This is a genomic window from bacterium, assembly GCA_018812485.1.
Taxonomy (GTDB): Bacteria; JAHJDO01; JAHJDO01; order JAHJDO01; family JAHJDO01; genus JAHJDO01.
Window position 1 is genome coordinate 1 of the sequence record JAHJDO010000032.1, and the last position, 24,791, is coordinate 24,791.

Genomic DNA, 24,791 nt, shown 5'->3' on the forward strand with positions numbered 1-24,791 from the left:
CCGAGAAACAATCTGACGTTTATTTCTTTAAAATACGCTTCCATTCTTTATTCCTGATTTTATCTTTTTCCCATTATACCCCACCCATCCCAAACCATAAAGGATAAATTAAGGATAAAGGTAAAAGGATGAAGGAGAACATGGGAATAGGCAAAAAGATTGGGCCCACTACACGACAAAATACCCCATAAACGTTAGAAAGATACCAACGACCATAACTATGAACAAAGGAACCTTTAACAGGACTGTGCTTTTCTGGTATACCTCTGTCAATTTGGCTAGCGTGTTCGGTAAAATGATCAGCCAGACTCCTTTAATGAGCGCAAGCCAGCCGAAAATTGTAATGATTACGGTCCAGTTAGCCGCCCATACATTGTGAAACAGCAGTATAAGAAGACCGAACAGGAGCGCAAGTATTCCGCCAAGATAAAGCAAAGCGGAGTTTTCGCAGAAATCTTTCATAATCTTCTGATAGCTTTTCAGGTTAAAGAGAAATCCTACAGCTATAATAATACAATACGGACCAAGAATTTTAGCAATAAATATTGAGTTTTCCATGTGAATCTCCTTTTATTATGACTTCGTCTTTTCCTCATTCTCCAGATATATTGACTGTGTTGGGAAGGCAAATTCTATTTGATTCTCTTCAAACTGCTTTTTGATTTCCAGATTTATTTCCTCTGTTGCCTGAAGAAATTCCTGATATTTTGTATATTTACACCAGTGCATTATAAGTATGTTCAAAGAGTAATCCGCGTATTCCTTGAAATATACCCAGTACTTCTCCGTTGAAGCATGATTCTTTAAAACATTTCTTAATATTTCTAATGCTTTTTTAAGCTTATCATAGCTTGTGTTATATGTAACACTTATTGTGTACACATTCCTTATAAATGGACGCTTCTGAATATTATTGATTATGGACTCTGTAACCTTGCCATTTGGCACTGCAACAAGTGTGCCATCGAAAGTCCTTATCTTTGTACTGCGCAATCCAATAGATTCAATCGGGCCATCATAGCCCTCAAGCTGAACTCTGTCGCCAATCTGAAAAGGCTTGTCAATAAAAATCGTTATTGCGCCAAAAAAATTAGCAATACTATCCTTTGCTGCAAGCGCAATCGCAACACCTCCAATCCCCATACTAACAATAATGGATTTAATATCATAATTCATATTGTCCAGTATTACCGCTACCGTTATTATCCAGATGAATATCTTTGCTACCTTTTGAAGAATAGGCATTAATTGGTCATCAAGCTTGGATTCTGTCCTTTCAACATAAGGAGCCAAATATTCCATAAAAATATCAACTGCCTTAACAAGAAAATAGGCAACATTAACAGCAATCGCTATTTTCAGAATATGTTCGGCACCTTTTTTTGCAATCTGAGGAATATTAAGGATTTCTACGATTACTACTATCCCGATAGTATACAGCAGGAATGACATAGGTCCGCTCAGAGAATCTAAGGTCTTACTCACGATGCGTAACTTTAAATTCTTAAATTTACTAAACACCTTCTTTAATCTGCTAATTACCATTACATTCAATACCCTGTTTGCAATACCTGCAGCCAGCAGGATGCCAAAACAAATAATATAACTGGATACTGAATTATTCATAAACTGAATCCTAAATAAATTCATTAAACTCATTTCACATCATCTCCTCTCTCAGGGATTTCACCCCCCTATTCGACTGTTACACTTTTAGCTAAATTACGGGGCTGATCAACATCACAACCTTTTAATACTGCTATATAATATGCTAATAATTGAAGCGGGATAACAGCTAAAACAGGCGACAGTGGAATAGAGGTATGAGGTATTACTATCAAATCATCTGCCATTTTCTTAATTTCGGGAGATTCTTCATCTGTTAATACTATAACCCTCCCGCCTCTTGATTTTATCTCCTCAATATTGCCCAGCATTTTTTCATAGCGGCGCCCCTTGAGAGCTAAAACTACCACCGGCATATTCTTGTCTATTAGTGCGATAGGTCCATGCTTCATCTCAGCTGCAGGATAACCTTCAGCATGAATATAGGAAACTTCCTTTAATTTAAGAGCTCCCTCAAGCGCAACCGGAAAGCCCTTGCCGCGTCCCAAATATAAAAAATTCCGGTTCTGATAATACTTACGGGCAATCCTTTGTATCTCTTCTTTTTTGTCAATCAATTCGTCCGCTTTTTTGACTAAGAGTCTTAGGTTTTGAACCAGTTCTATGCTCTCAGCCTGCTTCAAAAATCCCTTTGTTTGTGCAATATTAATAGCCAATAAATAGAGCATTACCAATTGTGTGGTAAAAGCCTTAGTAGAGGCAACTCCTATTTCCGGTCCGGCATGAGTATACAAAACCACATCAGACTCTCTGGAAAGAGAGCTTCCAACAACATTACAAATGGAAACTACAGGACACCTGCTCTTTCGTGTTTCTTCTACAGATGCCAGAGTATCTGCGGTTTCACCTGATTGACTGATAGCTAATAATACTGTTCCACGATCGATAATCGGGTTTCGATATCTAAATTCAGCTGCATAATCAACCTCAACTGGAATACGTGCTATATCCTCAATTAAATATTTGCCTACCAGACCAGCATGCCATGAAGTACCGCAGGCAGTAATAACAAGCCTTTCTAATTTCTCAATTAAAACATGTTCCTGTTTAAATTCTTCTAAATATATTCTGCCTGTATCTATTTCTGCTCTTCCTCTTATTGTTTCCTCTATTGCTCGAGGCTGCTCACATATTTCTTTTAACATAAAGTGGTCAAAACCTACCTTTTCTGCCATAGTACTATCCCACTTTATTGATACGCTTTTAAATTTTCTCTCAACTTCTCCTTTATAAACCTTTACTTTATCCTTTGTCAGTACCCCTACTTCTCCATCCTCCAAATATACTACCTGCCTGGAATAATTCAAAAAAGCAGGAACGTCTGAACCTACAAAATTTTCGTCACTTCCCAGACCAATAATTAAAGGACTCTTAGAACGGGCAACTACTATCTTATCAGGCTCATCTTCGCTAATTACAGCCAATGCGTAAGAACCATTTATTTCTCCTAATACCGTTCTCAGCGCTTCAAGCAGTCCTTTGCTTATGTTGTCTTCTATTAAGTGTGCTATTACCTCTGTATCAGTTTCAGATTCGAACCTGTGTCCTTCTGAGATTAGCTGCGTTTTAAGCCCGAGATAATTTTCTATGATTCCATTATGAACTACTACCAGACGTTTACTGCAGTCAGTGTGCGGATGAGCATTCTCCTCGGAGGGTTTTCCATGAGTTGCCCATCTGGTATGACCTAATGCTATATTCCCCGATAAATTCTCTTTTCCAATCTTTTCTTCTAACTTGTTTATCTTTCCTTCTGCTCGAAATCTTTTTAGAGCACCATCCTCTAAAACAGCAATACCCGACGAATCATAACCGCGATACTCCAGCTTCTTTAAACCTTCAAGTACTATTGGAACTGCTTTACGATAGCCGATATATCCTATAATTCCACACATAATCTATGGATATAATCCTCTTATCTTTATAGCTTCTGCTACTCTGCCTACAGCAAGCATATATGCAGCCATTCTCATATCAACATTCTCTTTTTTCGATATTGCCAGAACGTCGTAAAATGCTTTTGTCATAATATCTCTCAGTTTGAGATTTACTTCTCTCTTACTCCAGAAATAACTTTGTAATCCCTGAACCCATTCAAAATATGAGACAGTTACTCCTCCTGCATTTGCCAGAATGTCAGGAACTACATATATCTCTTTCTGTTTCAGTATATTATCTGCCTCATTAGTTATGGGACCATTAGCAGCTTCAACAATAATCTTGGCCTTAATCTTCTCAGCATTATCCTCTTTTATCTGCCCCTCTAAGGCAGCAGGTATCAAAATATCACACTTTAACTCAAGCAGACCCTTATTCTCTATAGAATCTGCATCCTTATATTTAGCCACAGTACCTGTGTTGGCCAAATGCTTACTAAGCTTTTCTATATCTAATCCACGAGGATTATAGATGCTTCCATAAACGTCACCGACACCTATAATCTTACAGCCCTCTTTATAAAGCAATTCTGCAGTTGCTCTTCCAACATTGCCGTATCCTTGAATAACAATAGACGTATCCTCTATATCCATATTAAAATACTTAAGTGTGTTCAACGCTGTGTACGTCACACCTCTTCCCGTAGCTTCTTCCCTTCCCTGAGAACCGCCTACAGATACAGGTTTCCCTGTTACTACACCAGGAACAACATACCCCTTATCCATGCTGTATGTATCCATAATCCACGCCATAATCTGAGCATTCGTGTTCATATCAGGCGCAGGAATATCTCTCTCAGGTCCTATTATCATTATTATTTCAGAAGTATACCTTCTTGTGAGTCTTTCTATCTCTCCTGTTGACATCTTGGCTGGATCACAGATAACTCCGCCCTTTGCTCCACCGTATGGTATACCAACAACAGCGCACTTCCATGTCATAAGCATTGCTAATGCTTTGACTTCATCAAGAGTAACATCCGGATGAAATCTAATTCCGCCTTTAGAGGGTCCACGATGTGTATTATGCTGCACCCTATAACCAGTAAACACCTCAAAACCGCCATTATCTAATCTTACAGGAATAGAAACTGTTAACTCTCTCACACATTTACTGAGTCGCTTATGCGCCACTTCGTTCAGATTTATCTTTTTTGCTACATTATTAAGAAGTTCTAAAGCATTATGCCACAGATTAAACGCCATCATTCACCTCCATTAGTTATTATTCTATTGCGCTTCTTCCTCTTTCTCTCGTTCTAACACGTATCACGTCTTCAACAGGCAGTACAAATATTTTCCCTGCGCCGATCTGCCCGGTTCTTGCAAGCCTTTGTATTATATCAATTATATCCTCAACCCTTTCCTCCTCAGTAACAATCTCTATCTTCACTTTTGGCAAAAAATTAATAGACTCATTATTTTTAACATTTTTCAGGTGCCCCTTTTGTTTTCCACAACCACTTACTTCAGTGATTGTCATTCCATCAATTGCTATCTCTCTGAAACCTTCTTTTATCTCTTTTAATTTAAACGGCTGAACAATACACTCGATTTTCTTTAACATAACAAATTCCTCCCTTATATGCTTTTATGCATGATATCAAATATTAGCTTAATGTCCAAACAAGTTACAGAGATTCTTCAGGACAATTTTGATTTTAAGATCCTATTTACAAGCTGAGGATTTGCTTTGCCCTTTGTCTCTCTCATAATTTGACCTACAAGAAAAGCCAATGCATTCTGCTTGCCAGATCTAAAATCATCAACTGGCTTTGGATTTTGCTGAACAATCTTATCAATTATCGAAACCAGTTCTCCCTCATCTGAAAGCTGAACAAGGTCTTTTTCTGATACAATCTGTTTTGCATCCTTTCCAGTACATACCATATCCTGAAATACATCCTTAGCAATCTTCCCGCTTACTGTCCCATTCTCAATCAAACTAAGCAGTTCCCCTAATTGTTCTGGAGACACATTAAGATTATTAATATTGATCTTTTTATCCTTAAGAACTGCTAAAATATCGCCTGTTATCCAGTTTGCAATCATTTTACAATTTGAAAAATACTTTGAACACTCTTCAAAATAATCTGCAATCCTCTTGTCCATTGTAAGCACTTCCACATCATAATCAGAAAGTCCATACTTCTTTTTTAATCTATCCCTGCGTGCTTTTGGAAGTTCGGGGAGACTTCGTTTCACTTCACTCACCCATTCTTTATCAATATTTATCCTCACCAAATCAGGCTCTGGAAAATATCTATAATCATGAGCTTCTTCCTTGCTTCTCATGGATTCTGTTCTATTAAGGTCTGTGTTCCACAGGCGTGTCTCTTGAATTACTCTTTTTCCTTTATCAATCGCTTTTTTCTGACGTATAATTTCGTACTCAAGAGCTTTCTCGACACCTTTAAATGAATTCATGTTTTTTAGTTCTGCCTTTGTTCCGAGTCCGCTTTCTCCCACAGGTCTTATTGAGATATTTGCGTCACAGCGAAGACTGCCTTCTTCCATATTACAGTCAGAAATCTCCAGATATTCCAGTATTTGCTTTAAAGATACAAGATATTGATATGCTTCCTCAGGAGAGTTTATATCAGGTTCTGAGACAATCTCAAGCAAGGGCACGCCGGCCCTATTTAAATCAACTCTAGTCCTTGAATCTTCTGAATTTTCAGAATGGATCAGCTTCCCAGCGTCTTCTTCCATGTGAACTCTGGTTATGCATATTTTTTTTACCTTCCCATCAAGCTTAATCTGAATCCAGCCATTTTCCCCAAGAGGCATATCATATTGCGATATCTGATAACCTTTTGGAAGATCAGGATAAAAATAGTTCTTTCTGTGGAATATACATCTCTCAACAACAGTACAATTAGTTGCTAATGCTGTTTTAATAGCGGACTGAACCACATTCTTATTCAAAACAGGCAGTACACCCGGAAGCCCAAGACAAACAGGACATGTTTGTGTATTTGGAGACGCACCAAAATTCGTACTGCATCCACAAAATATTTTAGTCTTTGTTAAAAGCTGAACATGAACTTCCAGCCCAATTACCGGTTCGTAATTCATCTCGCCTTCGAAGATTTCTGAATACTATTTACAATCTTCTGTAAGGAAATAAGTATTTTTATCTTTTCTTCAAAAGGTATTTTTACAAGTTCTTTATGAAATAGTTCTTTTTTTTTAAATAATTCCTTTCGTGTTATTATTCTATTATCTTCCATAACAATCTTTACATCTTTAGCTTTATTCACAACGACTGTCCTTCATAAAGCTTAAATTTCTCATCCAAGCCATACTTATGCAAAATTCCCCCACCTATAGCATAATCTTTAATTAATCCCTTCTCACGAAGTTCATTTATAATTTCTATTGCCTTATCCATAAGATACCTTATTTTAACCTTATTTCCCGAAAATACAATCACAAAAACTTGACAAGTATGATACCATAGCTATATTATATAGAAGTTGGTACGTAAAGAAGATGAAGGAGTTAGAAATGAAGACATATAATTTAACAGTAGTAATCGAAAAAGACGAAGATGGACGATATCTTGCTATATGCCCAGCTCTTCAGGGCTGCTATACAGAGGGAGAAACAGAAGAAGAAGCTCATGCATTGATTGAGGACGCTATTAAACTTCATATCGAGGACCGTCTTGAAATTGGCGAGCCAATTTATGAAGAAGTGGATGTGTCAAAAGTCAAAGTTGCAGTATGAGTCCTCGGCTACCTTCCCTGAATGCTCGTCAAATCATTAAAATCTTAAGAAACCATGGATTTGTCCTAGCTCGCCAAAGTGGTAGCCACGCAATTTTTCGCCATTCAGATGGACGAAGGACAACTATTCCTGTCCACGGCAAGAAAGATATTGGTCGTGGACTTCTCCGTCAGATTATGCGGGATACAGAAATTTCTCTAGATGACTTGTTAAAATAGCGTAAATATTCAGTAAACCCCGTGTCATTGCGGGCATAAAGGTTAAAAAGTGTTGCTATTTTTAAGATAACAGTACCATTTTAAGTAATGAATTTTGCGCATTTGGGTTAGTCCACGATGTCTTCTGTAATCGGCTTTGAGCCGTGAATAAAAGCTCTCTATGCTATTGGTTGTCGCCGAAATATTTGGTTCTTTTAAATAATGGAACATATTAGGCAGAGCATTGTTAATTAATACCATGGTACGTTTGATATCTTTAAAAGCTATATTAGTTATGGGCAAATGATTTCACAAAATCTCTGTATTTGTTTACCCAGGTTCTGTAGTTTTCGATAAACTGATCGCGCTCTTTGACAGATTTGATGCTGCAGAGGGTACGCAGAAGAATTCTCAGTTCTCTTCCTGCGGCTGTTTTAGGATATGTCCTAAGCCAGCGCATACCCTCACGTTGAATATGATAGAGACAGCGCTGAATGATAGCCTTTGGCCAAACTATAGCAATAGCTCTCATAACAGTTCGCCATCCATGACGATATAATGAGGCGTAAGACCCTGTTTCTTGAGCCTTTTAAACCATGGATAGACATTCTTAAAACCTTCTTTCTTGGTGTAGATATTTGAGATAATCGCTTGCCCTTTAACATTCATAAGACTTATCAGACATCCGTTTTTATGGAAGTAGGTGCCATCATAAATTAGATATTTGTACTGAGTATAGTCAAGCTGTTCATCAGGTAATTGTTCGAGCCAATAATTTTTAATGTGTTTGAGTTTGAACTCACTGTAACCTGAGAGATCGCATAGTTGTCTAATGCTGTAGCTTTCTTTAACCCATAGATTAAACCAGTGTTGTTCATTGAATCGTTTAGCATCAGGTCGTTTCCAGATGAAAGTTTTGGAGCATCTTTTACACCAGTACCTTTGCTTATTTTGTTTGGTTTTTCCATGTTGTTTAACCTGCGAAGAACCGCAACAATAACAATGTTTTTTTCATGATAAGCATCCCCTTTTATCAAAGCATTTTGGTAATCTAATACAAAATAAAGCCTATCTCAAACAATACCATATGGTTACAATTTTTGCCAGCAACACTTTTTAACCTTTATGCCCATTGCGAGGAGTACAACGACGAAGCAATCTGTCATTCCGCACTTGATGCGGAATCCAGTAGTGTTCAAGAAAAATAAAAGAATGGAAAAAGTTCTTGACAAAGAAAATGTTTTGCGCTAAAGTAAAATTAACTCGGGATACTGGGATGATTTTTTGGAGGTTTTTAGATGAAAATTAATAAAAACAGCCCCCTGCCGCGATACTATCAACTGATGTCTATTATCAAACGCCGGGCTTCCAGGTTAAAAGCAGGCGATAGGATAGATACAGTACAAGAATTATGTTCTAAATATAAACTGAGTAAATCTACTGTTGAAAAGGCAGTCTCTGAACTTGTAAAACAAAATATATTGGTTAGCGAAGTGGGTAGAGGGACATTTGTTCAATCTTCAACATATACGGAGAAGCGGTCTTATAATAAAAATATAGCGTTATTCTTAAACAGCACGTACTCTTCGGGTTCAAGCAAGAGCGGGAATATGGGCTTCTATGGAGATTTGCTGGAGAAACTTCATGAGTCTTTAAATAAAGAAAACTTTAATGTAAAACATTATTTTTTAAAAGATGGAAATCTCTCTAAATTAAGATTGAAAAATGATGATCTTAAGAACATGCTTGGGACGATTTTTGTTGGAACATATTCTGGTGATAACAAAGCTCTATTTAAAACTATACCAACTGTATTTGTTGGCTGTGAGATAAATAATAGAAATACAATATCGATAGTTAGCAAAAATGTCTCAGGTGGAAATGAAGCGACAAGATATCTTCTTAAATTGGGATTTAGAAAAATTGGATTTATAGGAGATAACCAACCAAATTATAAATTAAGGTATCAAGGATATTGTGAAGCATTAAATTCTGCAAAAATACCGATTAATGACAAAATCGTATGGTTTGATTATAATAAAGCAAACAGAGACTTAGGAGAAACTCCGTCTATTGTTGATGCTTTATTTTGTTGTGCAGACTGGATTACTCTGAGAGTTGTAAATTCGCTGCATAAAAACGGAATCGACATTCCGAAAGATATAAGTATAGTATCATATGATGATACGGATATATTAACACATATTGAACCTTTGATTACTAGCATTTCTATAGACAGAGCTGAAATGGCAACAAAGGCAATTGATGCTTTACAAATGATGATTAAAAATGGTAAAAATACTGGTAAAGTCATGGAAGTTTCAACAAAACTGGTTGTAAGAGATTCAACTTCTAATTTTGCGAAGGAGGTGAGTGAAAAATGTTAGATAAAATAAGGAAGATTTGGAGAAGGACTGGATTTACGTTGATAGAGCTTCTGGTCGTGATAGCCATCATCGCTTTGCTTGCATCAATGTTACTGCCGGGGCTACAGAAAGCAAGGGAAATGGGAAGACGAATTAAATGCATTAGTAATCTGAAACAGATTGGACTAGCATTTGCAATGTATGCTAATGACTACGACGACTCTTTGCCTCCTGCCCAATCTGGTAGTAATACGTCATGGATGCACTTTCTTTCGCCTTATTGTGACGGAATAGATTCCGACCTTGGAACAGGAGTATTAAAAAAGATTTTTGCATGTCCAGAGGATAAATATTTTAACAGGTATTACAACGAAGGACTTAGCACTACAAATCCAGGCGATAACCCTTCTTATGGAATTAATTACTACATTGCTTGTCCTGGTAATGCTCATCAGAAACTCAGAATTACTAAGATATCCAGACCAACTGAAACTGTGCTTTGCACTGATTCAATACATAGAAATGAGAAAGATCCTGACACTGAGTCCTCTTATTATACAATCGATTCGTATAACTTTATGAGCGATCGGCATAATAACGGATGCAATATCCTTTGGGCTGATTTTCACGTAACATATGCCTCGGAAACAGAAATGAATGACATGATAACTAATTCAGATAGGCGAACAAAATGGTGGTATGGAGAATAATAAATTTAAGGAGGTAAAAAATGGCAAAATTAAGAATTTTTTTAGTCTTTCTGTTATCTGTTTTTTTAATTAATACTATTGGCGTAGAAGCGTCTAAAAACTCAATAAAATTAAGAGCAACATCAAACTGGATTGTTTTTATGACGTTTAATGAAAAGGGAGTACCATTTAAGTTTGAACTAACCAAACAGGATTTAAATGGCTATAAAGGAGAAGATATTCTGGATATAGAAGTTTGTGGTCCTGATTACAATGTGATTCTTAAAGATATAATTCTTGATGATGGAAATGAAGATAAAGGCTGGAAAGAGGGCCCGGAGCAAATTAAGGTGTTGTCAATACCGGCTAAAGGGAAAGGCGTCTATCAGATAAAATGTTGCTCCCGGAAAGGCATTGACATGAAAATTTTAAACCCTTTCTCGTCGCTTGACAATATTGCCTTAAAATTGTTTGATGATAAACAAATCTGGATTGTTACTCCATGGCCAGAGGCTTATGTATGCCTGTTTGACGAGCAGAAACCTATATTTGAAATAAAACCCCAAGGGAAGAATGGCGATGTCGAAGGATTTAAGATCTATGACAACAAGGGTTCTTTATTATGGAAAGGAGACGTTCAAGAGAAACGAGAGAAGGAAATTAAATTAGAAGGTAAAGATACTTTTTTCAGGTTTAAACAGTCAGGCTGTGAGAGTTTCTTTTTGAAAGTCAATAATCTTTCAAAACCTATAGTTCTTTTTCCAAGTAAGGACGATATGAACAAATTTAATTTGAAAGCCGCTGAAGACTATATCGATACAATGGGAAAAATAGATTGGTATGAGCATACATTTATTCGCCTAACCAATCCCCCCGTGTTTTATATATTTCCAAACACTCAAGGAAAGTTGCTTTTTAACTTTAAGAAGAGAGATTGTAATGGATATGCCGGTGAGGATATACTTTCATTTACTGTATATGATTCAAAGAGTAAAGTTGTTTTAAAGGGGCAGGTTGCTGATGATGGTGAATCAACAGGTTCATGGCAGGACGGTCCTCCACAAGATAAAACAATCGAACTGATGGGAAATATCAGTGAGTATTATAAAATTGTATTCCAGAAAAGTATAGATATTTCAATCGGGAATTTTAAATTATTAAATGGAAATTTTGTATTCGGCTTTATGGATAGAAAAGATATTATTTTTATTAAAGCACACGGTGAATATTGTATATATATACCTACAAGAGACGAAGGGCATGATGCTTTTACAACATTTATTGCGAGCAAAAGGTGGAGAACATCGAGAATTAATTCATTAGTTGTATATGATAGTAATGATAATAATATATTTGATGCTTCTAAGGAAGATTTTGAAAAAATAAATGGGAAGAAGAAAATCAAGATAAAAAAGTTAGATGAATTTTTTCGTTTGTCAGCAGATGCGGATGCTATTACATTTAATAACACAATACATCAAATATATATAGCAGCTCATAAAAGCGATTTTGACAAGTTTATTGACCTAATAGAGGACCAAGAAATGCGGCCGTCGATACCAGGAAAAAATATATTACCAAAACTTATTTCTAAAGAAGGAGATGCATTAAGTGATAAATGGGAATGTGTAGCTGAGGGGAAATCAAGTGGGGTTCGCAAAAAAAGCTATATTGAAAGCATACAATTTATGTGGGATAATGAAAAATATATCTTAACTTCAGATAAAATATTTCTTAATCCTCAAAAACATTATCTTATATCGTGCCAGGTAAAAAGCTCTTCAAAAAATACAATTACCGCAGGGTTAAGTGAGAATGTAAAAACAACAACTGTTGATTATGACCAATTTAAACGGGTTACTTTTGAGATTCCTATAAATGATAAAAGTAAATACGCATATCAAGTTAAGCTTATTATAGAAGGGGATGGTTCTGTTGAAATTAAAAACGTAACTTTAAAACCATTATCGGATTTTGTAAAAATAGCGTCTCCATTAAATGGTAGTAGGATGAATCCTGGAATGTTAGAGATACTGTTTGATGAGGTTAAGGATGCTGATTACTATAAATTGAGGATTTTTAAGTTGATAAATGGCAGTGAATTAAAAGAAGTTTATTCACATCAGTCGAAAGAGACAGCAATTACATGGAATGCGAAAGAAATAGGCTGTTATAATATTGTATTGGAATCGATATGTAATCAATCACCGAGTAAGGATAATATCTGGATAAATGTATATGAAAAGGTAGATACAACACCTCCAAAATTTTATGCTTTATACCCTCCCCCTGATGATGAGCTTAAAGATTCGCCGGCCGATATAAAATTCAAATGTTTTGATTTATACGGTGATATTGATGTGAACAGCATAAAACTCATAATAGATTCAATTGATGTAAGTGATAAGCTAAAAAGAGATACTGACTTATTTTATTATAAACTTTCGTCTCCACTAAAAGAGGGAAAACATATTTGCAGGCTTGAAATGAAAGATACAGCCGGTAACACAGCAGCAAAGGAAGAATATGGCTTTTTTATTGGAAAACAATCTTCTCAGGAGGGAAGGATTACCTTTGATAATCGAAACAATGTTTTTTATAACGGGTTCCCATATTTTATGAATGGAATCTATAGCTATGACTCAAAAACATCTATGCTTAAATTATTTAATAAATATGGAATCAATACATTATTACTTAATGACTTGGTTACTGAAGAAAATGCACTGGAGAGATTAACATATAACATAAAAAATATTTGCGGGTTTAGTGGAGTTCCTCGGAAAGTAGATGAAAAAGAAATAAGGGATAAATTAGAAAAAGGTAATTTTCTCAATAGGCGATATTTGCTCGCATATGAATTGGATGAACCCGATGCCCATGCACCTATTGAAAGCACAATAAAAGTAAAAGAGATAATTAAATCAGTTGATCCGAATCATCCAACTGCATTTATAATAGCAAATTTTAGAGAGGGTGATTATGCAAGATTTGCACCAACAACTGATATTTTAATGTATGACATATACCCACTTCCTGATCAGCCAATTACTAGTGTTATTACCCATACTGAAGAGGCAAAGGAAGCTGTAAGAGATAAAAAGCCTATATGGTACATTGCTCAGGCCTTTCATTTTCCGGCAATTTATAGAGAGAATAAAAAGGAGTTGTTAGAAGAAGAGGAGTTTCAACCAAATCCAATTGAATTGAGAAATTTAATATATCAAGGCCTTATGCATGGTGCGAATGGATATCTGTTCTATGCATGTTGTGGGGGGACACGTATATGGGAGCTTGCTCCTGCATCATGGGAAATGTTGAAACGGATAGCGTATGAAACACACTCCCTGCGAGACGTGTTTATGTTTGGAGACAAAAATAATAGTGCAGATATTGTTTCAGAAGATAATGAGCAATATGATATAGCATCGGTAACATTTAATAATAAGCAATATATCTTTGTTTTGAATATGAAAAGAGAACCAGGACTACTCAAAATAAAGCTCAATAAGATAAAATCTGATACTATTAAAGTACTTTTTGAAAACAGAGTATTGTATGCTTCAGAAAATATTCTTGTAGATGTTTTTAGCCCTCTGGAAGTACATATATATGAGTATTAAGTAAAAGGCAGACACATTTGCCATACTCTAAGGGGGTTTTTGTTGGTAATAGATTATTTTCTTAGACTTCCTTAGTCTAGGGATATTCACAAAGGAGAGTATAGCTATGGAAAGTAATCATGGAGAATAGATGAAGACAAAGATAGAAACTGGAAGCAAAATGTTTGATTCATTCTATGAAAGGATAAAATCCTTAGAAAGCTTGTGATTGTGCTGCATCCCCAGTAATAATCGTTGCTTTTGGTGACAGTGTTACTCAGGGGGGTTATGATCAATCCGAAGTTTATCGTAAAAGCTGTTGATGAACTAACAAAGGCAATGACAACATCAAGGGCAACTCATTATGAATAATTTTATAAAAAATGTAACCTTGGAGATGAGTCTTAAACCATTCAAGGATAATTCAGAGACAGCAGTACGCTCTGCCTGCCGTGAATTATTTCTGCAATGGTTGCCGCTTATCCGACACGCTGATATAGTTTCGATCCTTCTGTGGTCTTCCGACGGTTCAGAAATTTTAGAATATGACGGTAATCTTGATAGAAACTTCGAATGGGCCAAATATATTGGTGTTGCCAACCCGCGTTGTACAGATAAAAGCCGTCCATATGATCCTGATAATATTTCAATACATCGCCATCCTTATTTATATCGAGAAAATCCGCCAGAGTTCACGTATGGCTGGCTGAAGGACTTAGTTGGCTATTTGAAGTTAATAGGTACGGAAGTGACATGTAAACAAATAAGGGTGGGAGCGACTTTTGATCCTGGTCCGGAATTCGCAAAATCTACTTTTAAGTATGAAAAACATCCGGAAATCTGTATAGGCAATACAATGGGGCAAGCTAGTTTTGTCTGCTGTTACTCCACATTAAAAAAAGACCAAGAAGTCTATGCTGGTTTCCCTGAAGGCATCCCCCACGATACACCATTCGGCACATTCCTTGGTCGACAGTGCAGGCATTTCCTTGGCGATCTCGGGTTTGATTATGTTTGGTTTTCCAACGGATTCGGCTTTGGCATGGAAACATGGGGCATTTGCGGCGCTGTATTTGACGGCAAATCTTTTCTATATGAAAAGTGTAAAGAGATTAGGGAAAATATTCTTTTATTCTGGAAATTATTTCGCAAAGAATGTCCGGATATCCCAATTGAGACCCGCGGTACCAATCTGTCCACAGGAATGGATCTTGCCTCTGACGCTGTGCCTTTGCAGGATATCTATAACGGAGGCTATGGGGTTGAGCCGCCTCCGAACTCACCATGGGCGGCTCTTAACGGTGATTTTGGACTGGAACTTGCAGGCTGGATGTCACATATTGCCGAGCTGCCGGACGAATCATTTCCATTTCGCTTTTATACTCATGACCCTTGGTTCCTGAGTAGCCCGTGGCTGGACCACTATGATCGTGAGCCTCACGACATTTATTTGCCGCTTTCGATAGCCAGGTTGAATAGAGAAGGCAGGGTTTGCACGCCAACATCCATCGAATTCCTGACCGTCGACGATTCATATGGCAATATGCCGGGAAAAGTGCCAAATGAGGTAATCCCGCATATTCTGGAAGCAAAGGAACGCGAACCGGATCAAGCTGGACCGCTGGTTTGGGTTTATCCATTCAGCGAGTATCACGAGATGACATTCAATGAGCCAAACCGCATAAAAGAGGTCTTCTTCGGCGACTGGTTCATACGTGGAGCTATCAACAACGGCTTTCCTTTAAATACAGTGGTCAGCACAGGTAATTTTACTTCAATTATGACATCAATTCCCGAATATTTCATGGAATCAATTTTGATTACTCCTATTCATGGAGATAATAGCAAAATTTGTCCTATGCTTCTAAAGCATCTACAGAATGGCGGGCGCATTCTTTTCTATGGCCCCATTGAGTACGCGAATGAATCCATATTGAAATTGCTTAATCTTCAAAAGACAGCGCCTATTTCAGGCGATCTGGAACTCTCGTTGAATTTGGAGACAGACAAGCTCTCTGAACATGCATATCCGACAAAGCTTAAACATGATGAACTTCTTTCTGGTGGCGGTCTGCGCGCTGCGCTCCGGGAAAAGCAGGATCCCTATTCTAAAATTATAGCAGTACTAAACAAAGATAAAGAAACGCGTATCGCAGCTATAAGCCGCAGTATGCCCGATTGGAAAGGTGGCAAACTGGCATGGGTGCGCGGAGTTAATTCATTCACTCTTAATGCCCGGCATCCCGTAATGTTCGATCCTGCAGAGGTTTTTCACGGGGAACTGTTGATGCGTTTTATACTGGCTGAATTTGGTTATGAGATTCAGGTTAAAAAATGCAGTCCGGATCAACGCAATCCAGTAATTACTGTGACGCGGCATAAGAATGGTTTTTTCTTCTCCTGTTTTGCACCTGATACAACCGTAGCTCTGTCTCTGCGCTTTCCACAAGGAGCGCCGCTCTTTAAAGGGATGGAAACACGGCTCATAAACGGCAGTTCTACTTACTTTTTACCTCGAGCCTTGTGCCGGGAATGCCGAGTTTTCATTGAGCAGGAAGAGGACAGCTTGATCTTCTGTAAGGAAGAACATTCCGGTCATGTGGGTGTCTATCGGCGTTTCTTGCTGAGTGGTCTTAAAAAAGCAACGGTACGTTTTTACAATGAACCGGGAATGGAGGCAAATGTCAAGATGCTTCGCAATCCTAAAAGACCATTTATAGTGGGTAACTTTGCAAAATTTCGTCAGGGAAATAAGGCCTATGGCCAACATCTGGTAACGAAAAATATTTCTGGAGAATTGTTAATTTCATGGTAGAGAGGAAGACATAAATGAATATGAAGCAGTTTATTAATCGCAAGGTACTTAAGAGTGGACGTGTGGGAGTTTTTAGTACAGGTCATTATATATACTGGCCACAGTTTCCTGGACTTAAAGAAAAACTGATTAATCACAGCAATTATTTCGTGGGACAACTCAAAAAGAATGCTTGGGCTACTATTATTGCCTTTGAAGGCATCTGCGACAGTTCTCAGCGCGCCTTTGAAGCAGGTAATTTCTTTGCTTGTAAGCAGTTAGATTTACTTATCTGTTTTGTTGGAACCTATACCCCGAGTGCTAATGTCTTCCCGGTTATTCAGCGGGCAGGTGTGCCGGTGGTTTTAGTCTGTTTACAGCCATCCGAGTGTATGGATTACGCAAAAGCTACCACCGCTCTTCAACTGGAAAACGATAACATTACCAGCCTTCCAGAGATCTCCTGCGCCATGGTCCGAGCAAATCAAAAACCTCTGGACTGCATTGTCGGAGCGCTTTACGAAGATGAGCGTGCGTGGAAGCGTGTATTCGAATGGTGCGAAATAGCCACCGTCTTACACGAACTGGAGAATGCTCGTCTAGGACTTATGGGCCATACCTATGAGGGAATGCTGGATATGAATTCTGATCCGACAATGTTTGACGCCCATTTCGGTATGCATATTGAACACATAGAAATGGATGACTTAAAGGAATGTATAGATGCAGTTACTGAAAAAGAAATAACAGAAAAACTAGAGACAATTCAGAATATATTTGATTTTCCTGAGCGTGGCGCGGAACTAATCGCCACAAAGGTTAAGAACGAAGATCTTCTCTGGCCTGCCAAGGTAGCTTGCGGAATGGATAGATTAGCAATTGATTTTAATCTGACAGGACTTTCTTATTATTATCGGGGCTTGGATAACAACGAATTTGAACGCATTCACGCGGCGATGATTATCGGCAATTCTTTTCTTACCACACGTGGAATCCCTATTTCCGGAGAATTTGATTTAAAGAACTGTGTTGCAATGCTGATTATGGATAGATTTAAAGCAGGCGGTTCCTTTTGCGAATTCCACCCTATCGATTTTAGGGAAGATTTTGTTCTTGTTGGACACGATGGTCCTCATCATCTCGCCATAGCCGATGGAAAACCGGCATTAAGAGCATTGAGCCTCTATCACGGCAAGCGGGGAAGCGGCCCTTCGGTTGAATACAAATTAAAGGTAGGTCCCATCACTATGCTGGGTCTAACCCAGACCTTTGATGGCAGATTCAAGATGGTAGTAGCAGAAGGAGAATCCTTACCCGGTCCTATTCCTGCCAGCGGCAATACCAATACCCGCGGTAAGTTCAAACCCGATGTGCGCACCTTCTTAGAGCGCTGGACAATGGAAGGGCCTACTCATCATTTTGCCCTGGGAGTTGGTCATATAGCGAAAAAGATAAAGCTGCTTGCCCGCTATCTGAATATTGAATGTGTGCTGGTTACGTCCGAAGATTAAAGATTCCGAAAAAGAAAGGATAATAATGTATAAGAAGATAGATGCTCAGTTAATCTCAAAGTTAAAGAATATTGTCGGTGAGAAGAATATTATCTGTGAAAAGAAACTAATGGAGGATTATTCCCATGATGAGTTTGCTCTCCCTTCAATAAGAAAATATCCGGAGATAGTAGTAACACCAAAATCCTCTGAGGAAGTGTCCGAGATTGTAAAGCTTGCCTCCAGGGAGCAATTTGCCATTGTTCCTCGTGGAGGCGCTACAGGATTATGTGGTGCATGCATACCACTCTTTGGAGGAGTAGTTCTCAGCCTTGAAAACATGAACAAAATCATAGAGATAGATCAGGCCAATCTTATGGCAGTGATGGAAGCAGGGGTTACTTTAATGCAGTTCTATGAAGAGTTGAAGAAGAAAAACCTATTTTTCCCACCACATCCCGGAGAAGAAAGCGCAATGATAGGTGGAGTAATTGCGACTAATGCAGGCGGAGCAAGAGCGATATGGAACCGTAAGAAACTTTGTAAGAGGGCTGGAGGTTGTCCTGCCTGATGGCAGGATAACCAATCTGGGAGGCAAAGTTATAAAGGATAGTTCAGGATATAGCCTGCTTCATCTTATGGTGGGTTCTGAAGGAACACTTGGAATTATCACTAAGGCTACATTAAATATCCTGCCGCCTCCTGACACAATGTTTACCCTTGTTGTGCCCTACACCAACCTATCAGATGCTATGGGCTCAGTCCCGATAATAATTCAAAAAGGCGTTTTGCCTTTAGCTATAGAATTTGTTGAGGATGATGTTCTCACTATCACAGAAAATCACTTAGGGGCAAAATGGCCTTGTAAGGGAGGAAAGTCATACCTGATTATCGTTGTTGATGGAATGAGCAGAGAAGAAGTGGAAAAAACTGCAGAAAGAATATCAGAAATCTGTCTTGATAATAGTGCTGTTGATGTGTTTGTTGCAGATACAACACAAAAGCAGGAAAATATTCTAAACATCAGAAGTCAAATTTATGAAGCACTAAAATCACAAACAATAGAAATCCTGGATATAGTTGTTCCAAGAGCAGAGATAGCTAACCATATTAATGCAGTATATCAAATCTCGGGAAAATACGGGATGTGGCTTCCTAACTATGGTCATGCTGGAGATGGCAATGTTCATACGCATCTTACCAAAATAGGTATTTGCAATGGAAAAACAACCGGAGAAATGGAAGATTGGAAAGGAAAATATGAAAAGGTAAAAAAAGAAATCCACATTGATGCAAAAAACCGTGGTGGGAAAGTTTCTGGAGAACACGGAATAGGTATAGCAAAAAAAGCATATTTGCCATTATTTGTTGATGAAACTCAGATTGAATTGATGAGAACAATAAAAAAATCTTTTGATCCTAACAATATTTTAAATCCAGGCAAAATATTTGATATTTAATTTAAGTCTTTCATTTCAATAACGTTGTTGTTTTGGATATATCCATTTTAACTATATCAGGAGAAAGCAATGCATAAAATTCACCTCATCCCCCACTTCCACTATGATGTAGCGTATCTTAAAACAGAGGAAGAATATCTTTCTATGGCTTTTGAAAATCTGAAGGAAGCTATAAATATTCTTTCCAAAAATCCAGAATACACCTTTCTTATTGAACAGGTTATTTTGCTTGATAAGTTCAGTAAAAAATGTCCTGAAGATTTCAGAAAATTAAAGAAATTTGTAAAAGAAGGTCGTGTTGAAGTTTCTTCAGGGATGTGGTGCTTGTCGGATATGAATATGCCTTCTGGAGAGTCTCTGATACGTCAGATACAATATGGTAAAGAATGGCTTAAAAATAAGTTTGGTATTGAGTCGAAGACTGCATGGATACCGGATTGCTTTGGGTATAATTTACAAACACCTCAGATACTAAAAAAATGCGGTTATGAGTATTTTGCATTTACAAGAGGTATAGATAGCATCAAACGTAAGAACGAATTCTACTGGCAGGGACTCGATGGGACAAAGATTCTCACTCACTGGATGGTTGTGGGATATGGCGGAGTTGGATCCTTTAAAAGAGACAGGATAGAGGCTTTTAAAATAATCAGAAAACAGATTGATATAGTAAAAAAGCATTCTGTATCAGAATATATAATGCTCGGAAACGGAGGAGACATTGCCAAACCTCAAGCACATGTTCCAGAAATAGTAAAAAAATGGAATCGTAAAAATGATGAACAACTTGTTTTCTCGACTACAGAGAAATTTTTTCATACTATAGATGAGAAGATAAAAAAAGATAAATTAAAGCTTGACCTGGTCAAATGTGAACTTAATCCTGACCGCCAAGGCTGTTACAGTTCAAGAATTAAACTTAAACAGTGGAATAGGCTTCTGGAAAACAAGATTATCGAAGCTGAAAAACTGGCTTCTATTTTCCATATTCTACATAAGACTAATTATCCTGAGAAGGAGTTCAACTCAGCATGGAAAATAATCCTGAAAAATCAGTTTCATGACATTATCTGTGGAACGATTATTGACAAGTCGTACTTTGAGACTGTTAAATCCTATGAGAAAACAAATGAGAAATTAGATAGAATAATCAATAGATACGCAAAATTGGCACATTATAAGTTAAAAGATAAGAAGGTGAAGGTTACAGGCATAGAAATTAGTAAAGAAAAAATAGAAAATAAGTTTTTCAAAATAGAACTCACTTCAAAGGGGGTAATTAGGAGTCTTATCTTAAAAAAGGGAAATACTGAATTTGTAAATCCGAATAAGCCTTTTTTTAACAACTTGTTCCTGCAAACTGATAATGGAGACTTGTGGCAGTATTACGAAGGGCCTCTTCCTGATTTGGATGGATTTATATCAGATATTATCTATGATCCTTTACCGGACGAGAAGCATATAGTTTCAAAGACTGGAAAACGTAAGGCTGGACTCTTAATAACCTCAGAGGATGCAAGATATGTTGATAATAAAATAAAAATATTAAAAGAAGATGTTCGTTATGGATTGAAAATCTCAGGAGAAATGAGATATATGGACTTATCCCCGTTTAGAATAAAATTTGCTCAATATATTTTTCTTTACAGAGATATAGAACGAATTGATTTTAAAACAGAGATAAATCCTGTTTGGGGAGAACGGTATCGTATCAGGGCTATGTTCCCAACTAATATAAAAAATGGCATCATCAGGCATGAGATACTATTTGGAAATATAGAACGTCCTGAAGGAGAATTTCCTGCGCAAAACTGGATTGATTATTCTGATAAAAAGAAGGGGCTATTTCTCCTTAATAAAGGGTTACCGGGAAATAATGTAACTGATGGCGTAATGATGTTGTCGCTTCTACGCTCAGTAGATATGGATTATAAAGGGCCAAGTAAGTCTGCTCTTGAGAAAAACACAAAACACAGCTTCGAATATTCTCTGGTTCCTTATCTTAAAAAGGATAAAAAGCACAAGGCATATCTCTTAGGTCAAGCTTTCAATAATCCCCTGCCCTCAGAACTTAATACTGTAGTTGAAAAGTTTATTTCTATAGAACCAGCAAACATTGTTTTATCAGCAATGTATATAAAGAGAAAGAATCTATTTATTCGCATCTATGAAGCAGAAGGAAAGAAAACTGCTGGGGAAATCAGAATTAATGCCGATTTTAAAACCTGTAAAGAAACAGATTGCCTGGGAAGAGAAATCAGAGATATTGACATTCTCAATAATAAAATTTGTGTAAAGTTAAATTCCTTTGAAATTAAAACGTTCAAATTAGAAAATAAAAACCTGAGCTAGTTCCCTCCACCCAGAACTTCTTTCAGCCCCTTCCATGTCTTCCTCTTGAAACATTCTAGCTTCTTTATGTCTCTTCTTCTTGGGGGTGGGTCACCATGTTCCTGTTCATTTCCAATTTTGAAAACAGAAGAATTGAAATTTTTTAAACAATGTGATACTTTGAACAAATCTGAATTAAAAGCCAAAGGTTACAGCCTGAGATGTCTGCAGAAATTATCACTATTGGAACAGAGCTGCTCACAGGTAGCACTACCAACACAAATGCATCATACCTTGCAGAAAAACTTACCTCCATGGGTATAGAAACTTGTTTCCAGACATCTGTTGGAGATAACTATCCTCATCTAGAATCAGTGCTTTCTGAAGCAATTAAACGCTCAGAAGTAATTATTGTTACTGGAGGGTTGGGTCCAACTGTAGATGACATAACTAAACAAGCTGTATCCAGTGTTCTGAAAACTCGCCTGATTCTGGAAACCAGCATCCTCTCAAAAATAGAACGGTTCTTTAAGGATAGAAAAAAGGAAATACCCTCTAACAATTATAATCAAGCTCTTATTATCAGAGGATCTATGATTATTAATAATGAAACAGGAACAGCTCCTGGCTTAATTATTGAAAGAGGCAAAAATACCATCATTCTGCTTCCTGGTGTTCCGAGAGAATTAAAACAAATGTTTGAACATACTGTTTCTAAATATCTTGGGAAAAAATACAGTAAAAATCTTGTCATTAAATCTCGAACATTAAGAACCTTTGGTCTTGGAGAATCAGATCTTGACGAAAAAATTACACATGTTACAGAAAAATATTCAAATCCATGTATTGCATTCCTGGCCCATACTACAGAGGTGGATATAAAAATAACTGCAAAGGCTGGCAATCAGGGTATTGCTGATTCCTTGATAGCAGATGTGGAAACTCAGATAAGAGATTGCCTTGGAGACTGTGTGTTTGGCGCAGATGATGAAACAATGGAAAAAATTGTTGCCGCTATTCTAACACTGCGAAATAAAACAATTGCTGTTGCTGAATCATGCACCGGAGGGTTGATCTCTAATCTCCTAACAAATGTCTCTGGAAGTTCAGCATATTTCATTGAATCTATTATTGCTTATAGTAATGAAGCAAAAATCAGATTGCTACATGTTTCTTTACACACAATTGAAGAATTCGGAGCAGTAAGCTCCCAGACAGCAAGTGCTATGGCAAAAGGGATAAAAGAACTTGCAGGTACTGATTACGGTCTTTCAGTAACAGGAATAGCAGGACCAACAGGCGGAACTTCAGAGAAACCAGTAGGCTTGGTTTATATCGGACTTGCGCATCAGAATGGAGTAGATACCTCAGAACACAAGTTTTTTGGAACCAGAGACATTATTAAACAAAAAGCTGCACAAACTGCGCTGGATACAATTAGAAAATATCTTATAAATCAGACATAAAATAGGATGAATACCGTCCGAAGCTTTATTGCTATTAACATCCCGGCTAAAATTAGGAATAAACTAGAAAAAATCCAGGATGACTTGAAGAAATCTAACGCGGCTCTGCAGCTTGTAAAACCTGAAAACATACATATCACCCTGAAATTTCTGGGCAATGTTCCTGTTGAGAGCATAAATGACATTCAAGACGCAATTAATGAGAGTATCTCAAGATTCAAGATATTTTCAGTATCTTTTGAGAAGACAGGTGCCTTCCCAAATCCACAATATCCAAGAGTAATATGGGTTGGTATAGAAAAAGGCAGAGAGGAGCTTTCTCTTATAAATACTAAAATAGAGAATTCACTTTCCAGGTTTTCCCTGCATCAAGAAAACCGCAAATTTCAACCTCATCTTACTATTGCAAGAGTCCGTTCTGGCAAAAACCGTGAGAGGATTGTAAATGCCTTGGAAGAATTAAAAAATATCAGAGTAGGTGAAATGCTTGCAGAAGAAATCTGTCTGATGGAAAGCATGCTTAAGCCTCAAGGCGCGCAGTATAAAACTTTAAAATTTTTTTACTTGACATGAGTTTTTAGATATGCTATTTTTACAATAGAAGTTCATGGGTGAAGGGTAGAAGTATGATAAAGTTGAGACCAGATACATGGGTTCCTAAGTACGAACAAATTAAGAATATTATTCGAAATGAGATCTCCAAAGGAAAATATGCAGCCGGTAGTCGTATTCCCTCAGAAAATAAACTTCCGAAATTATTTAATGTAGGTAAAAATACAGTGTTAAAGGCAGTTGGAGACCTGGTTAATGATGGAATTCTCTACAGGGAACAGGGTAGAGGAACTTTTGTTGCTAATTTACATTCCCCAAGAAGTGATTCTAGAAATATAGGACTATATTTAATGTCGCAGCAAAGAGATATGACTGATGCTGAAAAACTTACTTTTTTTACTCCCAATTACCCCATACGTGTTAAGTTAAGCTAATAAGTTTTCTCGCCGATGTGGTTGACATCGGTGTTTTTTTGTGCCATTATACCGATAGCCGTAATAATGCTATCGGCATAGAAAGGAGACAGTTATGACGAAGGAGAACAGAAGG

At 37.3% G+C, this 24,791-nt stretch carries 20 protein-coding genes and 1 pseudogene; 12 read left to right on the forward strand and 9 right to left on the reverse strand.

Features of this window, described 5'->3' with window-relative positions:
• Positions 1-168: 168 nt before the first annotated feature.
• From KKC91_02215 to KKC91_02245, 7 genes are all read right to left on the reverse strand, one after another.
• Entirely contained in the window at positions 169-558 is a 390-nt protein-coding gene (locus KKC91_02215) for a hypothetical protein (GenBank protein ID MBU0477365.1), read from the reverse strand.
• 15 nt (positions 559-573) lie between these two features.
• Complete coding sequence (locus KKC91_02220) at positions 574-1,626, reverse strand: mechanosensitive ion channel family protein (GenBank protein ID MBU0477366.1); 1,053 nt, start codon at positions 1,624-1,626, stop codon at positions 574-576.
• A gap of 68 nt (positions 1,627-1,694) precedes the next feature.
• The gene (gene glmS / locus KKC91_02225) at positions 1,695-3,521 is read right to left on the reverse strand and encodes a glutamine--fructose-6-phosphate transaminase (isomerizing) (GenBank protein MBU0477367.1); all 1,827 of its coding nucleotides are present in this window, start codon (positions 3,519-3,521) and stop codon (positions 1,695-1,697) included.
• Between the two features lie 3 nt (positions 3,522-3,524).
• Positions 3,525-4,769, reverse strand: coding sequence for a Glu/Leu/Phe/Val dehydrogenase (locus KKC91_02230; GenBank protein MBU0477368.1), 1,245 nt, complete (start codon positions 4,767-4,769; stop codon positions 3,525-3,527).
• 19 nt (positions 4,770-4,788) lie between these two features.
• Positions 4,789-5,130, reverse strand: coding sequence for a P-II family nitrogen regulator (locus KKC91_02235; protein MBU0477369.1), 342 nt, complete (start codon positions 5,128-5,130; stop codon positions 4,789-4,791).
• 77 nt (positions 5,131-5,207) lie between these two features.
• The gene (gene gatB, locus KKC91_02240; GenBank protein ID MBU0477370.1) at positions 5,208-6,641 is read right to left on the reverse strand and encodes an Asp-tRNA(Asn)/Glu-tRNA(Gln) amidotransferase subunit GatB; all 1,434 of its coding nucleotides are present in this window, start codon (positions 6,639-6,641) and stop codon (positions 5,208-5,210) included.
• Positions 6,638-6,826: a hypothetical protein gene (locus tag KKC91_02245; protein MBU0477371.1), complete on the reverse strand. Its 189-nt coding sequence runs from the start codon at positions 6,824-6,826 to the stop codon at positions 6,638-6,640. Before KKC91_02245 ends, gatB begins: the two co-directional genes overlap by 4 nt.
• Before the next feature lie 247 nt (positions 6,827-7,073).
• Here KKC91_02245 and KKC91_02250 point away from each other — a divergent pair, with 247 nt between their 5' ends.
• Positions 7,074-7,295 (forward strand): type II toxin-antitoxin system HicB family antitoxin, encoded by a 222-nt coding sequence (locus tag KKC91_02250; protein MBU0477372.1) that lies wholly within the window; start codon positions 7,074-7,076, stop codon positions 7,293-7,295.
• Positions 7,292-7,513, forward strand: coding sequence for a type II toxin-antitoxin system HicA family toxin (locus KKC91_02255; protein ID MBU0477373.1), 222 nt, complete (start codon positions 7,292-7,294; stop codon positions 7,511-7,513). Before KKC91_02250 ends, KKC91_02255 begins: the two co-directional genes overlap by 4 nt.
• A gap of 507 nt (positions 7,514-8,020) precedes the next feature.
• On the opposite strand, the gene KKC91_02260 is transcribed toward KKC91_02255, so the two are convergent.
• Positions 8,021-8,161, reverse strand: coding sequence for a hypothetical protein (locus KKC91_02260; protein MBU0477374.1), 141 nt, complete (start codon positions 8,159-8,161; stop codon positions 8,021-8,023).
• Positions 8,162-8,208: 47 nt separating this feature from the next.
• Positions 8,209-8,529 carry a hypothetical protein gene (locus tag KKC91_02265; protein MBU0477375.1) on the reverse strand — a complete coding sequence of 107 codons (321 nt, stop codon included), beginning with the start codon at positions 8,527-8,529 and terminating at the stop codon, positions 8,209-8,211.
• A gap of 261 nt (positions 8,530-8,790) precedes the next feature.
• Between KKC91_02265 and KKC91_02270 the strand changes: the two genes are divergently transcribed.
• The 10 genes and pseudogenes from KKC91_02270 (at position 8,791) to KKC91_02315 (ending at position 24,676) form a co-directional block, all read left to right on the forward strand.
• A complete protein-coding gene (locus KKC91_02270) occupies positions 8,791-9,879 on the forward strand; it encodes a substrate-binding domain-containing protein (protein MBU0477376.1) in 1,089 nt (362 codons plus the stop codon).
• Entirely contained in the window at positions 9,873-10,568 is a 696-nt protein-coding gene (locus tag KKC91_02275) for a prepilin-type N-terminal cleavage/methylation domain-containing protein (protein MBU0477377.1), read from the forward strand. The genes KKC91_02270 and KKC91_02275 overlap by 7 nt, the downstream gene beginning before the upstream one ends.
• Before the next feature lie 20 nt (positions 10,569-10,588).
• Complete coding sequence (locus KKC91_02280; GenBank protein ID MBU0477378.1) at positions 10,589-14,170, forward strand: hypothetical protein; 3,582 nt, start codon at positions 10,589-10,591, stop codon at positions 14,168-14,170.
• Between the two features lie 343 nt (positions 14,171-14,513).
• A complete protein-coding gene (locus tag KKC91_02285; protein MBU0477379.1) occupies positions 14,514-16,964 on the forward strand; it encodes a hypothetical protein in 2,451 nt (816 codons plus the stop codon).
• Between the two features lie 20 nt (positions 16,965-16,984).
• A complete protein-coding gene (locus KKC91_02290; protein ID MBU0477380.1) occupies positions 16,985-18,454 on the forward strand; it encodes an L-fucose/L-arabinose isomerase family protein in 1,470 nt (489 codons plus the stop codon).
• A 25-nt stretch (positions 18,455-18,479) separates the two neighbouring features.
• Positions 18,480-19,893, forward strand: a pseudogene (locus tag KKC91_02295) (FAD-binding oxidoreductase).
• A gap of 69 nt (positions 19,894-19,962) precedes the next feature.
• On the forward strand, positions 19,963-22,245 hold the full coding sequence (locus tag KKC91_02300) for a hypothetical protein (protein MBU0477381.1): 2,283 nt from the start codon (positions 19,963-19,965) through the stop codon (positions 22,243-22,245).
• Between the two features lie 200 nt (positions 22,246-22,445).
• Positions 22,446-23,690 carry a competence/damage-inducible protein A gene (locus KKC91_02305; protein ID MBU0477382.1) on the forward strand — a complete coding sequence of 415 codons (1,245 nt, stop codon included), beginning with the start codon at positions 22,446-22,448 and terminating at the stop codon, positions 23,688-23,690.
• A gap of 6 nt (positions 23,691-23,696) precedes the next feature.
• A complete protein-coding gene (gene thpR / locus KKC91_02310) occupies positions 23,697-24,263 on the forward strand; it encodes an RNA 2',3'-cyclic phosphodiesterase (protein MBU0477383.1) in 567 nt (188 codons plus the stop codon).
• 53 nt (positions 24,264-24,316) lie between these two features.
• A complete protein-coding gene (locus KKC91_02315) occupies positions 24,317-24,676 on the forward strand; it encodes a GntR family transcriptional regulator (protein MBU0477384.1) in 360 nt (119 codons plus the stop codon).
• Positions 24,677-24,791: the final 115 nt, after the last annotated feature.